A 14,809-nucleotide genomic window follows, 5' to 3' on the forward strand; every position below is an offset into this window, starting at 1 on the left:
AGGCGTTTTTGGTATCAGAGGGATTAGGCATTTTTGCGCACAAAGAAACCGTAGCAGCAGGCCCCCATAAACAGCAGTATCCCGCCGAGAATAAATACGTTGGTAAAGTGCCCGGTAGCATCAAGAATAATGCCGGTGATAATCGGCGCCAGCGCCGCGCCGAGAAAGCCGCCAAAGTTCTGGATAGCACCCAATGAGGCGACCTGTTCTTTCGGCGCCATATCGGTCGCTAACGTCCAGATCACGCCGGAAGGCATTTGTGAACAGAAGTAGCCCAGCGTCAGTAGCGCGATCGCAACGCCGCTATTATCAACAAACGGAATCGGCATCACGAAGCAGGCCGCCAGCGCGGCGCCCGCCACAATCGGCACTTTACGCGCGGTAACAGCGTTCATTCCTCTACGCACCAGTCTGTCAGAAAGCATCCCGCCGCACAGCACGCCGATAATACCGGCAAAGAAAGGTATCGAGGCGATAAAACCGGTCTGCTTGAGGCTAAAGCCCAGCGAGGTTTCCAGATATCCCGGCAGCCATGTCAGATAAACCCAAATGGTAAACATGATGCAGAAGTTACCGGCAATCATGAACCAGGTGGTTTTCCGGCGAAACAGTTCTCCCCAGCTGACCTTCGGCTGCTCACCTTCGGGACGTATGACTTTCCCGGTATGTATCAGCATCGCCTCGCGCGCGTCCGGATCGCGATAAAACTTAAGCCACGCCAGCAACAATGGCAGTCCGAGCAGGCCGACAACCATGAACATGCCGCGCCAGCCGATCCATAACAGCAAAATAGTCAGCACCGGAGGCGCTATCGCATTGGCGATTTGCGAACCGGTATTGATAATTGACGTTGGCAAACCGCGTTCTTTCTCCGCAAACCAGCTCTGGGTGATCTTGATACCGGAAGTGAAGAACGGTGACTCCGCCACGCCCAGCAGCATGCGCAAACCGTAGAAGAAGCTATAGGTGTTCACGAAGCCCATTAAGAACGTCACCGCTGACCATAACCCCAGCGCGCCGCTGAACATTTTCTTCGCGCCAAAGCGGTCTACCAGCCAGCCGGCGGGTAAATTCGCCAGCGCATAGGGCCAGAGAAACGCTGACAATAACAGCCCCATTTCAGTACCAGAGAAGCCAAACTCCCTGGCGATGGTGGTGTTCGCGATACTCAGGTTGGCGCGATCGAGGTAATTGACCACCGCGGCCAGCAGCAGGATTAAAATAATGCCCCAACGTCGACGCGAGAGTTTCGGCGCCGCAATCGCTTCAGCCGCCGTTTGATTAAGCGAACTCATAAACCCTCCTCCAGCAAGGCGCGATCGATTTTCATCACTGCTTTACGGATATGTTGCCGCTCGCCATCGCGCGGATGGCAGCACGGACGATGGATGTCCTGGGGAAAGAAAATGGCGAACATGCCAGGCTTCAGGGTTATCTGCGTCTCCTCTTCTTCAACCTGCCAGAACAGGATGTCCTGCTGCGGCGTCCGATCCTCGGTAACGCAATGACTGCCGCTTTCAGCGCGGCTGACACCCATCCGCTCCTCGCCGGAAATCAGATACTGAATATCAATGAACTGCTTGTGCGACTCCGGCCGCGCCTGCGCGAAAGGCACGCTCTCCATCTCCTGTAGCAGGCAGAAAAGTTTCCCCGGGATCAGGTCGATTTTCCCCGGCGCGAAGCGCTGGAAATCCTGGCTGGCGATAAACGCCAGCGCCTGGCGGATCGCCGGATGAAACGCGGCCTGTTGCGCAGACCACGCCTGCAGACTCGATACGATCATAACGATCCCTCCCTTAGCCGGCGATCCGCTGCTGCCACAGTTCAGTCCCGGCGCGGATCTGGTCGAGGATCACCGTCAGCCCCCAGAATTTGCTCAGCACATCGTCTTTATTAACCCGGCAGGCATCGCTGTCGAAGGTCCCCAGCCGTTGATGGTAAATTTTGGCGTTTTTCGGATAGCCCAGCGTTTCGGTTACCGCACCCAGCGACAGAAATATCGCCAGTTCATCGGCCAGCGCCCGCTGATTTTTGCCTTCCCGCCACAGCCAGCCGTACAGTTCGGGATGGAAGTTGGTGAACACGCCGCTGAAACCTTCGGCGCCCGCCAGCATCGCCGGCCAGGCGATCGCGGCATTGGCGTTAATGACCTTCAGCGGGGTTCCCTGCGCCAGACGCACGCGGCGCTCAACGGTTGGCAGATCGCAGCTCACATCTTTCAGCACCACGAAACGACCACTGTTGGCGCACCAGGCGAACTCGTCGTCGCTAAGCAGGCGGCGATACGGCGCCGGGCACTCGTACAGCCCCAGCGGCATGGAAGAAGGCAAAGCCGCTAACAGCGATTGCAGGGTAGCGAAAAAGACTTCACTGCCCTCATTACGCGGATCGAGATGATTAGTGACCAGCACAAGCGCATCAATGCCGGTCTGCGCCATTGCCAGCAACTCCTCTTTTTGCGCCGCCAGATCATCGCTGATATGGCCCGAGGCAATGACTGGAATGCGTCCCGCCACGCGTTGCACCACGAAACGCGCCAGCTCGACACGCTCCTGTAGGCTGAGATATTGCATTTCGCTGGACTGGCAGACGGCAAAAAGCGCATCCACGCCCTTTGCCAGATACCAATCAATCAGCTTCGCCAGCGCTGGATAATCAATCTGGTCGTCAGCGGTAAAAGGGGTCAGCATGACGGGTACAACACCGTTAATCGTTTTCATCTTATTTTTCCTGGATTAGAGGGTACGGAGTCGGGCACTTGCCTGCGCAAAGTCAGGCATGTTGGAAGCCCCCTCCAGCTCGACGGCCAGAGAGGCGAAAGCAGAGGCCCAGGTCGCGGCCTGAACCAGGGTGTTGCCGGCAGCCAGCGAGGCGGCGAGCGCGCCATTAAACGCATCGCCAGCGCCGGTGGTATCGACGGTGACCGCCGGAAAGGCGCGAATTTGGCTAAACTGGCGATTATCCAGCAGCAGCGCTCCGCGCGACCCCATGGTAATCAGAACTTTCTTTACACCTAATTCAGCGATGCGCAGCGCGGCTTCTTTGGCAGTATCAACATCGTGAATGTCGATACCGGATAATAATGAAGCCTCGGTTTCATTCGGTGTAATCACATCGATATAAGGGATGCTTTTGATTATTTCCGCCGAGTATGGCGCCGGATTGAGAATGACTGTCTTACCGAGTTCCCGGGCGATTTTTATTAGCGAATGGGTGGCGTCAAAGTTATTCTCAAGCTGAACAAGTAAAACGTCGGAGGCGGACAACTCTGGAATAATCGCCTCAATCTCATTATGCGTTATTGTAGTATTGGCGCCAGAGTAAATAGCAATCATATTTTCGCCATTTTCCTGCGAAACATAAATAATGGCATTGCCGGTAGGTTCGCTCTCAGATTGATAAAGCGTATAGGAGTGTATTTCTGAACGAGTGAGATGATCGGCCGCCAGGTGGCTAAACTGATCCTTGCCCACCTTAGCGACAAAATGGACCTGCGCGCCGGCTTTACTGGCCGCCGTCGCCTGATTCGCCCCCTTGCCACCGGGCCCAAGGCTGCTGGCGAGCGCCAGTAGCGATTCTCCGCCGCGCGGAAAACGCTCCACTCGGGCCACGATATCCACATTAAATGAGCCGAATACACACACTTTGCCGTTCATCGATTTTCCTTTCTGCTGACCGCTCGCCGTAGGTTTCCGATGGTTAATCGGCTGCAGCAGCACGCCGAAACTATCACCGGTTTCAGAAATAAGTTCAGCCTTTAAATTGTGCCGGGAAATAATCGCTCCGCCATAACAACGTTGCACCAACCCCATTTCTGCAAGAATATTTAAATCACTGCGAATGGTTTCTTTTGAAACACTAAAATAAGCAGCAAAATAATTAACAAAACCACGCTCATGATCGTTTAAATATTTCAGGATATGCTTTCTACGTTCTTCTAAAAACATAATAGGCCCCAATGTCACGAATTAAGTATACGAACCCCTTCCGGAAGGAAGAGTGACATCAATCCCATGTTTTCAGGCAAAACGGAAGGAAACAAAAATGGAAAAACAATGAAGAAATTGAGTGAGTAAATAATTCACTCAATCATTAATGGGAAATGAAATAATCTTCTGCGCATCAGAATAAAATGCGCAGATTCTGACTAATTTTGCTCTGCCACCAGCAGCGCCTGGGTATCCGGCTCCAGCGCCTGAAAGAGGTGTTCCCGATCGGCTGGGTAGCAGATGTAATCCCCTTCTCCCAGCTCTTCCGGCGCTTCGGTAAGACCAACGCGCGCGCGCCCCTGAGTGATAATAATATGTTCGACCGACCCGGGCGGGTGCGGGTGCGAGATCCGATCGGCGCCGGGCTGCGTCAACAGCAGATAGATGTCGCGACGCGCGCCGGGGGGACAAGCCGCCAGCAAAATGGCCTGATAGTTGGCCTGCTCAGCAACCACTTTGGTGCCTTCGCCGCGGCGAATCACCTGGGTCTGATTGGCCTGCGGCTCCAGTAAGCGGGCGAAGGGAATGTCCAGCGCCACGCACAGCGCCCACAATGTTTCCAGGCTAGGGTTGCCATTGCCGGATTCCAGCTGTGACAGGGTCGATTTGGCTATCCCGGCGCGGCGCGCCACCTCCGCCAGTGAGAGCCCGGTGCGCGAGCGCTCGCGCGTCAGGCTTTTAGCAATTACGCTGATGGGCTGTGTCATACACCGCTCCTCGTATTTTATATCGAACGAATCGTTCGTCTTGAAAAACCATTCTGTTGCGTTCATTATAATGGAAATTCGTTCGATATGGCTAAAGCGTATGCGTTACAAATTTTCCTGTCTCAGTGGAGACACTATTAAAGCAATCATTCTGGTATGCCTGGCGGTCGGCGTGGTCGGCATGTCTTACGGTTCATTAGCGATGGCCTACGGTTTTCCACTGTGGGTGCCGTTTGTCCTTTCCATTACGGTGCTGGCCGGCGCCTCTGAGTTTATGTTTATCGGTATTGTCGCCAGCGGCGGTAACCCGCTCGCCGCGGCGGCGGCAGGTTTACTGGTGAACGCCCGCCACGTTCCTTTTGGCGTCACCGTGCGCGATCTGGTCGGCGCCCGCGCCGCCAGCCTGCTCGGCTGCCATATTATGAATGATGAGAGCGTGGTGTTCGGCCTGTCGCAGAAAACCCCGGAGCAGCGTAAAGCCGCCTACTGGCTCTGCGGGCTGGGCGTGGCGCTCATCTGGCCGCTCGGTACCCTGCTGGGCGCCGGCGTCGGTAAATTATTACCCGCACCGGAAACCATCGGCCTGGATGCGGTATTCCCGGCTATCCTGCTGGCGCTGGTGGTACCGGCTTTTAAAAAACGTACCACACTGATTCGTGCCTGTAGCGGCGCGGTTATTTCGCTTGCCGCCGTGCCCTTCGCGCCGGTTGGATTACCGGTTCTGCTCTCATTGTTTGGTTTACTGGCGAGGAAAAAATAATGGCTAATATGACGCTGTTTATCGCCGGGATCGCGATTCTGTCGATCGGCACATATCTGATGCGTTTGGGCGGGGCAAAGCTTGGCTGCCGTTTAGCGTTTTCCGAGCGCTCGCAGGCGCTGCTTTCTGATGCCGCGACGGTATTGCTTTTTTCCGTGGCGCTGGCGACCACCTTTTATGAAAGCGAGCATTTTTCCGGCATGGCGCGGGTACTGGGCGTCGGTTTTGCCGTGTTCCTTGCCTGGCGCAAGATGCCGCTTATCGTGGTGATTATCGCCGCGGCGGTGGTGACGGCGCTGCTGCGCCTGGCGGGTATAAACTAAAAAAGCGCCCTGAGGCGCTCTTTCGACGGTAGTGGGTTGCTAGCTTATTTGTTCAGCTCAGCGGTCATATGCACGCGGTTACCGTTAAATGCTTCGGTAATGGTGTAAGAAGACGCGCCGGCCGCCTGCGCCTGAGCGGCGATTTTCGCTTCCGCGGCGTCCATGGTGGAAGCGGTGGCGGTCACGGATTGCGCGGCGAAAGAACCGAAAGAAGCGGCCAGAGCGATAACAGCGACAAAAGTTTTGATGCTTTTCATGATATAAACCCTTTCATTTAGTTGTTTGGATAAGGCGCCGTGCCTTGATGTGATAAATAATAGTCTTCACATCCCGTAACTAAAAGCGGAAGGATTTGCTGTCATCTTTCAAAAAAACTGACCAACAATTAACCTGCAATCAGGCGCTGCGGATGAGTATAAATCGTCGCTCTGCCTGGCCTGCAGAAGCCCACCAGCGTCAGATTACAACGCTCGGCGACTTCAACCGCCAGGGTCGTCGCCGCGGAAACGGCAAACAGAATTTCCACCCCACACATTGCGGCCTTCTGTACCATCTCATAACTGGCGCGGCTGGAGACTAAGGCCGCGCCCTGCTGCCAGCCCTCTCCTTCTTCACTACGGCGCCCCAGCAGTTTATCCAGCGCAACGTGACGGCCTACATCTTCATGCCCGCCCGCCAGTTCGCCATCAGGGCGCACCCACGCGGCGGCGTGCGTACAGCCGGTCAGACGGCCGATAGGCTGAACCTCATTTAACTGTTTGAGCGCGCGATCGAGATGAGAGAGCGCAAAGGTCTGGCTAAAGGGCAGCGGCTCGACGGGCTTACCGATATCATTTAGCTGCTCGACGCCACATACTCCACAGCCGGTACGCCCGGCGAGCGCCCGGCGGCGCTCTTTCAGCCCCATAAACCGGCGGCTGGAGAGTTCGATTTGCACTTCTACCCCGTTACAGGCCTGCACCACGTCCATCCCGTAGATCTCTTGTCGACTTTGAATAATCCCTTCCGACAGGGAAAAACCGACGGCGAAATGTTCCAGGTCACGTGGCGTCGCCATCATGACAACGTGCGAGATGCCGTTATAGACCAGAGCGACGGGTACCTCTTCAGCTACCTCGTCTGGCTGAGGATGTTGTAAATCCTCGCGTTTCCAGAGGGTAATCTGGCGATAACCTGTGACATCTGTCACATTTTTGATTTGTTCAGGAAGGTTCTTATTCACTTTCATTTAACCGTATTGGAACAGGCATACACACAATGTGGTATTCTGTTTTTATATCCCTCCAGGACCGAGGGAAATTAACTCAATTCTGAACCTTTGCGGCCTTCACCGCAAAGTAAATAACTACATGTGACAATGTCGAAACAAGGAGCGAACCATGCAGGTCAGCAGAAGGCAGTTCTTTAAGATCTGCGCTGGCGGTATGGCAGGCACGACGGCAGCAGCGCTGGGCTTTGCCCCGGCTACTGCGCTCGCGGAAACCCGGCAGTACAAACTGCTGCGTACTCGCGAAACCCGCAACACCTGTACGTACTGTTCCGTTGGCTGCGGGCTATTGATGTATAGCCTCGGCGACGGTGCGAAAAACGCCAAAGCATCCATTTTTCATATCGAAGGCGATCCGGACCATCCGGTAAACCGTGGTGCGCTCTGCCCGAAAGGGGCCGGTCTGGTGGACTTTATCCATTCTGAAAGCCGCCTGAAATTCCCGGAATATCGTGCGCCAGGTTCTGATAAATGGCAACAAATCAGCTGGGACGAAGCGTTCGATCGCATCGCGAAGCTGATGAAAGAGGACCGTGACGCCAACTTTATCGCCCAAAACAGCGCCGGCACCACCGTTAACCGTTGGCTGACCACCGGTATGCTGTGCGCCTCCGCTTCCAGTAACGAAACCGGCTATTTAACGCAGAAATTCACCCGCGCCCTCGGGATGCTGGCGGTGGATAACCAGGCGCGTGTCTGACACGGACCAACGGTAGCAAGTCTTGCTCCAACATTTGGTCGCGGTGCGATGACCAACCACTGGGTTGATATTAAAAACGCCAACCTGATCGTGGTGATGGGCGGTAACGCCGCAGAAGCGCATCCGGTGGGATTCCGCTGGGCGATGGAAGCCAAAATTCATAACGGCGCCAAGCTCATCGTTATCGATCCGCGCTTTACGCGTACGGCGTCGGTGGCTGATTTCTATACCCCGATTCGTTCCGGTACCGACATAACCTTCCTGTCGGGCGTCATCCTGTACCTGCTGAATAACGAAAAATTCAACCGTGAATACACCGAAGCCTATACCAACGCCAGCCTGATCGTGCGTGAGGACTACAGCTTTGATGATGGTCTGTTCAGCGGCTACGATGCGGAAAAACGCCAGTATGACAAAACCAGCTGGAACTACGAGCTGGATGAAAACGGCTTCGCCAAACGCGATACCACGCTACAGCATCCACGCTGCGTCTGGAATCTGCTAAAACAGCACGTTTCCCGCTATACGCCGGATGTGGTTGAAAACATCTGTGGTACGCCGAAGGCCGATTTCCTTAAAGTTTGCGAATATATTGCAGAAACCAGCGCGCACGATAAAACCGCGTCGTTCCTGTATGCCCTCGGCTGGACCCAGCACTCCATCGGCGCGCAGAACATTCGCACCATGGCGATGATCCAGCTGCTGCTTGGCAACATGGGGATGGCAGGCGGCGGCGTCAATGCCCTGCGCGGTCACTCCAACATCCAGGGTCTGACCGACCTCGGCCTGCTCTCAACCAGCCTGCCGGGATACATGTCGCTGCCTAATGAAAAACAGGCCGACCTGCAGACCTACCTGAGCGCCAACACGCCGAAACCGCTGTTGAAAGACCAGGTGAACTACTGGGGCAACTATCCGAAGTTCTTCGTCTCCATGATGAAAGCCTTCTTCGGCGATAAAGCTACGGCCGAGAATAGCTGGGGCTTTGACTGGTTGCCGAAGTGGGATAAGAGCTACGACGTTCTGCAGTATTTCGAGATGATGAATCAGGGCAAAGTGAATGGCTATATTTGCCAGGGCTTTAACCCGGTCGCATCGTTCCCGAACAAAAATAAGGTAGTGGCTTCCCTGTCGAAGTTGAAGTTCCTTGTAACCATCGACCCGCTCAACACCGAAACGTCCACCTTCTGGCAAAACCACGGTGAGTCCAACGATGTTGACCCGTCAAAAATCCAGACCGAAGTATTCCGTCTGCCGTCCACCTGCTTCGCCGAAGAAAACGGTTCTATCGTCAACTCCGGCCGCTGGCTGCAGTGGCACTGGAAAGGCGCGGATGCCCCGGGGATCGCCGTGACCGATGGCGAAATCCTCGCCGGTATCTTCTCACGTCTGCGTAAGATGTATGCCGAAGAAGGCGGCCCGACGCCGGAGCCGGTGCTCAACATGACGTGGAACTACTCCACGCCGCACGAGCCGGCATCTGAAGAAGTGGCGATGGAAAGTAACGGTAAAGCGCTGGCGGATATTACCGATCCGGCAACCGGCGCGGTAATCGTTAAGAAAGGGCAGCAACTGAGCTCCTTCGCACAGCTACGCGATGACGGCACGACTTCCAGCGGCTGCTGGATCTTCGCCGGAAGCTGGACGCCGGAAGGCAACCAGATGGCACGCCGCGATAACGCCGACCCGTCAGGCCTCGGCAATACGCTGGGCTGGGCCTGGGCATGGCCGCTGAACCGCCGCATTCTGTATAACCGCGCCTCCGCAGACCCGCAGGGTAAACCGTGGGATCCGAAGCGTCAGTTGCTGAAATGGGACGGCGCGAAATGGGGCGGTGTGGATATTCCGGATTACAGCGCCGCCGCCCCTGGTAGCGACGTCGGTCCGTTTATCATGCAGCCTGAAGGGATGGGGCGTCTGTTCGCTATCGATAAGATGGCTGAAGGGCCGTTCCCGGAACACTACGAACCGTTTGAAACGCCGCTGGGGACTAACCCGCTGCATCCAAACGTGGTCTCTAACCCGGCCGCTCGCGTCTTTAAAGGCGATCTCGAGCAGATGGGCAAGGCCGAAAAATTCCCGTACGTCGGCACCACTTACCGCCTGACCGAGCACTTCCACTACTGGACCAAACACGCGCTGCTTAACGCCATCGCGCAGCCGGAACAGTTTGTGGAGATCGGCGAAAAACTGGCGAATAAGCTCGGCATCGGCCACGGCGATACCGTGAAGGTCTCCTCTAACCGCGGCTATATCAAAGCCAAGGCGGTGGTGACCAAGCGTATTCGTACGCTGCAGGTTCACGGTAAAGAGGTGGATACCATCGGTATTCCTATTCACTGGGGCTACGAAGGCGTGGCGAAAAAAGGCTTTATCGCCAATACGCTGACGCCGTTCGTCGGCGACGCCAACACGCAAACGCCGGAGTTTAAGGCCTTCCTCGTGAACGTGGAAAAGGTGTAACGGAGACGACTTATGGCTTATCAATCGCAAGATATTATTCGTCGTTCCGCGACTAACGGTTTCACTCCCGCGCCTCAGGCGCGGGACCACCAGCAGGAAGTGGCGAAGCTTATCGACGTGACCACCTGTATCGGCTGTAAAGCCTGTCAGGTGGCCTGTTCCGAATGGAACGACCTTCGTGACGAAGTGGGTAACAACGTCGGGGTGTATGACAACCCGGCGGACCTGACCGCCAAGTCATGGACGGTCATGCGCTTCTCGGAAGTGGAACAAAACGACAAGCTGGAATGGCTTATTCGTAAAGATGGCTGCATGCACTGCGCTGACCCGGGCTGCCTGAAGGCCTGTCCGTCAGAAGGCGCGATCATTCAGTACGCTAACGGCATCGTCGACTTCCAGTCTGAGCAGTGTATCGGCTGCGGCTACTGCATCGCAGGTTGCCCGTTCGATGTACCGCGCCTGAACCCGGAAGACAACCGCGTCTACAAATGTACGCTGTGCGTAGACCGTGTGACCGTCGGCCAGGAACCGGCCTGCGTGAAAACCTGTCCGACCGGCGCTATCCACTTTGGTTCGAAAGAGGATATGAAAACGCTGGCCGGCGAGCGCGTCGCAGAGCTGAAAACCCGCGGTTACGACAAGGCGGGCCTGTACGATCCGGCTGGCGTCGGCGGCACCCACGTGATGTACGTGCTGCACCATGCCGATAAACCGAATCTGTACCACGGTCTGCCGGAGAATCCGGAAATCAGCCAAACGGTGAAATTCTGGAAAGGTATCTGGAAACCGCTGGCGGCGGTCGGCTTTGCTGCGACCTTCGCAGCCAGCATCTTCCACTACGTCGGCGTCGGTCCAAACCGCGCAGATGAGGAAGAAGACAACCTGCATGAAGAGAAAGACGAGGTGCGCAAATGAGAAAACGTGACACCATCGTGCGCTACACGGCGCCGGAACGCATCAACCACTGGATAACCGCCTTCTGCTTTATTCTGGCGGCGATAAGCGGGTTAGGCTTTTTCTTCCCGTCGTTTAACTGGCTGATGCATATTCTCGGTACGCCGCAGCTGGCGCGTATTCTCCACCCGTTCGTCGGGGTGGTGATGTTCGCGTCGTTTATCATCATGTTTTTCCGTTACTGGCACCATAACCTAATCAATCGGGATGATATCTTTTGGGCGAAGAATATTCGTAAGATCGTCGTCAACGAGGAGGTAGGCGATACCGGGCGTTATAACTTCGGCCAGAAATGCGTATTCTGGGCGGCAATTATTTTCCTGGTGCTGCTGCTGGTAAGCGGTGTGATCATCTGGCGTCCGTACTTTGCGCCTGCATTCTCAATCCCGGTGATCCGATTCGCGCTGATGCTGCATTCTTTTGCCGCAGTCGCGTTAATTGTGGTTATCATGGTGCATATCTACGCCGCCCTCTGGGTGAAAGGCACCATTACCGCGATGGTGGAAGGCTGGGTTACCAAAACGTGGGCGAAGAAACATCACCCGCGCTGGTACCGTGAAGTCCGCCAGAAACAGGAAAAATAGACTGCATGAGTATTCGCATAATCCCGCAAGACGAGCTGGGTTCGAGCGAGAAACGCACGGCGGAAGCAATTCCGCCGCTACTGTTCCCCAGACTGAAGAATCTGTATAACCGCCGCGCGGAGCGCCTGCGCGAGCTGGCCGCCAATAACCCGCTGGGCGATTACCTGCGCTTTGCCGCGCTGATCGCTCATGCGCAGGAAGTGGTGCTGTACGACCATCCGTTGCAGATGGATCTGACTGCCCGCATTAAAGAGGCCAACGATCAGGGCAAGCCGCCGCTGGATATTCACGTATTGCCGCGTGATAAACACTGGCACAAACTGCTGCATTCGCTGATCGCCGAGCTGAAACCGGAGATGAGCGGCCCGGCGCTGTCGGTTATCGAGAACCTGGAAAAAGCTTCCGGGCCGGAACTGGAAGAGATGGCCAGCGCGCTGTTTGCTTCCGATTTCGCCTCGGTCAGCAGCGACAAAGCGCCGTTTATCTGGGCCGCGCTGTCGCTGTACTGGGCGCAAATGGCCAGCCTGATCCCGGGGAAAGCGCGCGCCGAATACGGCGAGCATCGCCAGTTCTGCCCGGTTTGCGGCTCGATGCCGGTCTCCAGCATCGTGCAAATCGGCACCACTCAGGGGCTGCGCTATCTGCACTGCAACTTGTGTGAAACCGAATGGCATGTGGTGCGCGTAAAATGCAGCAACTGCGAACAGAGCCGCGACCTGCACTACTGGTCGCTGGATAACGAGCAGGCGGCGGTGAAAGCCGAAAGCTGCGGCGACTGCGGGAGCTACCTGAAGATTATGTATCAGGAGAAAGACCCGAAAGTCGAAGCCGTTGCCGACGATTTAGCCTCGCTGGTACTCGATGCTCGCATGGAACAGGAAGGCTTCGCCAGAAGCTCAATTAACCCGTTCATGTTCCCCGGCGAAGGGGAGTAAGTTCTGCGCTCCTGTAACGGGCGACTCAGGTCGCTCGTTATCATTCATACGGCGTGACCACGCCGGAAATGCTCTCCTTATCCCGATCCTGCTTCTCCAGATATTGTTCAACAGAAGAAGCAGATCTTTGCTGAGAAATACGCTTTTGCGAGCCGCTTTCCACAATGCGATCGCGGCTTTATTCGGTATATCTTTTTCGCAAAAACCAGGCTATAACACTGGATATTAATCCAGTAAAAAGGACTTGCCATGACGTTGGAAAAAGGTATTGCTTCGCTGGTTGAGGAGTTTATTGCTGCGGGGCGGCCATCAGCACGAGAACAGAGTATTGATGACCGGAGAAACGGCTATCTCGCCAGCGCCGTTCTCGCAGGGGAAACGGAAACGCGTGTGCAGGTTGAAGACATCACGCTCGATGGCATAACCTTGCGCGTCGTCTCGCCGCCAAAAAGCAACGGCTTGCTACCCACCATGGTGTATTACCACGGCGGCTGTTTTGTGAGCGGCGGCTTTGCCACCCATGACAACCAATTGCGCCAGCTTGCCTGGTTCAGTGGGTGCCGGGTGATCGCCGTGCAATATCGCCTGGCCCCGGAGTACCCTTTTCCGGCGGCGCACGATGATGCGGAACGAGGCGCCAACATTATCCATCGGTATGCGCAGCGGCTTGGCGTTGACGCCGCGCGCATCACGCTGGCCGGCGACAGCGCCGGCGGCCACCTCGCCCTGGTCACGGCTCTGCGCCTGAAAGCGGCGGGAGTATGGCAACCTGCGCAGCTTATCCTGATTTACCCTATGCTCGACGCTACCGCCAGCATGGCAAGCTACGCCAGCAACGGCGAGGATTACATCATTACCCGGGGTACGCTGCTTAGCGGCTACGAAATGTATTTAGCGGCCACACCCGCTACCCATCCGGAAGCCAGTCCGCTGTGGCGGGAAGATTTTAACGGGCTGCCGCCGGTTCATATCCTGACGGCCGAATTTGACCCTTTGCGCGATGAGGGAGAAGCGCTGTACCGGCGGCTAATAGCACAGGGGGTAGAAAGCACCTGCCAGCGCTATCTGGGCGTCATTCACGGTTTCTTTCAGTTAGGCGGGATAAGCCTCGCGGCAAGGCAGGCGATGCGCGATATCGCCTGGCGTACGCAAACGCCAGGCCAATAATAATGCCGGAGGCGGGTTACTCTTCCTCGTTCCCGCCCTCTTCATACGAACCGAACGGCTTTGCGGGTAGTACGATATAGGTTCCCTCAAAAACAGCGCCCAGCTTATCGTTACCGAACAGTTCGACCTGAAGCTGTACGCGAGCCTTGCGCCCTCGCGCCAGGCGATCGAGATCGCCGCTTAGCGAGCCCAAATCGGCCACCGCATTCGGGCGTCCGCTAATAGGCTTGCTGTAACGGATATGCGCATCGGCAAGGATAATCGTGCCGCCAAGGTGCCGCTCGCGCAGCATTAACCAAATAAGCCCCCAGCCGGTTAAGGTGGCGAGCGAAAACAGGCTGCCGGCAAACAACGTATGATGTGGATTCTGATTCCCCGCTTCGGGCATGGTGGTGATAAATTTTTGCCCGGTGTACTGCTGAATGCGCACGCCCATCTTTTCGCTCAGCGGAATGTGCTGATACCAGGCCTGCTGCAGCTGGCCGCACCAGTCACCGCGGTGCAGGATATCATCCAGTGAAGCAATGGGTTTAATCATCAAAAAGTGGCGAATCGGCGTGGTTGTCGGCGTGGTGATTTCTCCCTGGTTCACAAAGCCCAGCTTAGAGAAAAACTCCATCGCGTCTTCACGGGCGCTACAGGTCACCCGCTTCACCCCTTCCTGACGGGCGACTGACTCAAGGGTCATCGCCATAAGGGTGCCTAAACCTTTATCCTGAACGGAAGGATGAACGGCCATAAAACGGATCGAGGCTTCATTCTCCGCATTGATATACAGCCGACCGACGGCAACCAGATTGCCCTCTTCATCGACGACCATCTGGTGATGCGCCATGGCATCCCAGGCGTCGCGTTCCGACCCTTTAGGCTGATGCAGCGGCTTACGCAGCATCTCCCAGCGGAACTGATAATAGCTTTCTAACTCTTCTTCTGTTTGCGGTACACGAAGGTGATACATAG

The 14,809-nt window shown here is 55.9% G+C and carries 15 protein-coding genes; 7 read left to right on the top strand and 8 right to left on the bottom strand.

Features of this window, described 5'->3' with window-relative positions; all coding sequences use genetic code 11:
• Positions 1 to 23 precede the first annotated feature (23 nt).
• The 5 genes from ABLV66_RS24520 to ABLV66_RS24540 form a co-directional block, all read right to left on the bottom strand.
• Entirely contained in the window at positions 24 to 1,295 is a 1,272-nt protein-coding gene (locus ABLV66_RS24520; protein WP_045395280.1) for an MFS transporter, read from the bottom strand.
• Entirely contained in the window at positions 1,292 to 1,783 is a 492-nt protein-coding gene (locus ABLV66_RS24525; protein ID WP_047041910.1) for a NanQ anomerase/TabA/YiaL family protein, read from the bottom strand. The genes ABLV66_RS24520 and ABLV66_RS24525 overlap by 4 nt, the downstream gene beginning before the upstream one ends.
• A 13-nt stretch (positions 1,784 to 1,796) precedes the next feature.
• Positions 1,797 to 2,720, bottom strand: a complete 924-nt coding sequence (locus ABLV66_RS24530; protein ID WP_032712972.1) for a Dap2 family DHDPS-related protein — start codon at positions 2,718 to 2,720, stop codon at positions 1,797 to 1,799.
• 15 nt (positions 2,721 to 2,735) lie between these two features.
• On the bottom strand, positions 2,736 to 3,947 hold the full coding sequence (gene rikA, locus ABLV66_RS24535; RefSeq protein WP_032712973.1) for a putative transcription factor/ribokinase fusion protein RikA: 1,212 nt from the start codon (positions 3,945 to 3,947) through the stop codon (positions 2,736 to 2,738).
• 200 nt (positions 3,948 to 4,147) lie between these two features.
• Positions 4,148 to 4,696, bottom strand: a complete 549-nt coding sequence (locus ABLV66_RS24540; RefSeq protein WP_015368954.1) for a helix-turn-helix domain-containing protein — start codon at positions 4,694 to 4,696, stop codon at positions 4,148 to 4,150.
• Between the two features lie 100 nt (positions 4,697 to 4,796).
• Here ABLV66_RS24540 and ABLV66_RS24545 point away from each other — a divergent pair, with 100 nt between their 5' ends.
• Both ABLV66_RS24545 and ABLV66_RS24550 read left to right on the top strand, forming a co-directional pair.
• The gene (locus ABLV66_RS24545) at positions 4,797 to 5,456 is read left to right on the top strand and encodes an AzlC family ABC transporter permease (protein WP_045395274.1); all 660 of its coding nucleotides are present in this window, start codon (positions 4,797 to 4,799) and stop codon (positions 5,454 to 5,456) included.
• A complete protein-coding gene (locus tag ABLV66_RS24550; RefSeq protein ID WP_348876284.1) occupies positions 5,456 to 5,779 on the top strand; it encodes a branched-chain amino acid transport AzlD family protein in 324 nt (107 codons plus the stop codon). The genes ABLV66_RS24545 and ABLV66_RS24550 overlap by 1 nt, the downstream gene beginning before the upstream one ends.
• Before the next feature lie 44 nt (positions 5,780 to 5,823).
• On the opposite strand, the gene ABLV66_RS24555 is transcribed toward ABLV66_RS24550, so the two are convergent.
• Both ABLV66_RS24555 and fdhD read right to left on the bottom strand, forming a co-directional pair.
• The gene (locus ABLV66_RS24555; RefSeq protein ID WP_015368957.1) at positions 5,824 to 6,036 is read right to left on the bottom strand and encodes a YdgH/BhsA/McbA-like domain containing protein; all 213 of its coding nucleotides are present in this window, start codon (positions 6,034 to 6,036) and stop codon (positions 5,824 to 5,826) included.
• A gap of 128 nt (positions 6,037 to 6,164) precedes the next feature.
• Entirely contained in the window at positions 6,165 to 7,001 is an 837-nt protein-coding gene (gene fdhD, locus ABLV66_RS24560; RefSeq protein ID WP_045395330.1) for a formate dehydrogenase accessory sulfurtransferase FdhD, read from the bottom strand.
• A gap of 157 nt (positions 7,002 to 7,158) precedes the next feature.
• Here fdhD and fdnG point away from each other — a divergent pair, with 157 nt between their 5' ends.
• The 5 genes from fdnG (at position 7,159) to ABLV66_RS24585 (ending at position 13,849) form a co-directional block, all read left to right on the top strand.
• Positions 7,159 to 10,209, top strand: a complete 3,051-nt coding sequence (fdnG, locus tag ABLV66_RS24565) for a formate dehydrogenase-N subunit alpha (RefSeq protein ID WP_113771572.1) — start codon at positions 7,159 to 7,161, stop codon at positions 10,207 to 10,209.
• Positions 10,210 to 10,221: 12 nt separating this feature from the next.
• Entirely contained in the window at positions 10,222 to 11,124 is a 903-nt protein-coding gene (gene fdxH, locus ABLV66_RS24570; RefSeq protein ID WP_015368961.1) for a formate dehydrogenase subunit beta, read from the top strand.
• A complete protein-coding gene (gene fdoI / locus ABLV66_RS24575; protein ID WP_063414118.1) occupies positions 11,121 to 11,747 on the top strand; it encodes a formate dehydrogenase cytochrome b556 subunit in 627 nt (208 codons plus the stop codon). The genes fdxH and fdoI overlap by 4 nt, the downstream gene beginning before the upstream one ends.
• 5 nt (positions 11,748 to 11,752) lie before the next feature.
• A complete protein-coding gene (fdhE, locus tag ABLV66_RS24580) occupies positions 11,753 to 12,682 on the top strand; it encodes a formate dehydrogenase accessory protein FdhE (protein WP_015368963.1) in 930 nt (309 codons plus the stop codon).
• Positions 12,683 to 12,931: 249 nt separating this feature from the next.
• Entirely contained in the window at positions 12,932 to 13,849 is a 918-nt protein-coding gene (locus ABLV66_RS24585; RefSeq protein WP_348876285.1) for an alpha/beta hydrolase, read from the top strand.
• 16 nt (positions 13,850 to 13,865) lie between these two features.
• Here ABLV66_RS24585 and fabY read toward each other — a convergent pair whose 3' ends face one another.
• A complete protein-coding gene (gene fabY, locus ABLV66_RS24590; protein ID WP_015368966.1) occupies positions 13,866 to 14,807 on the bottom strand; it encodes a fatty acid biosynthesis protein FabY in 942 nt (313 codons plus the stop codon).
• Positions 14,808 to 14,809 lie beyond the last annotated feature (2 nt).

It is taken from the genome of Klebsiella sp. CN_Kp073, assembly GCF_040065495.2.
GTDB classification, from domain to species: Bacteria; Pseudomonadota; Gammaproteobacteria; order Enterobacterales; family Enterobacteriaceae; genus Klebsiella; species Klebsiella aerogenes.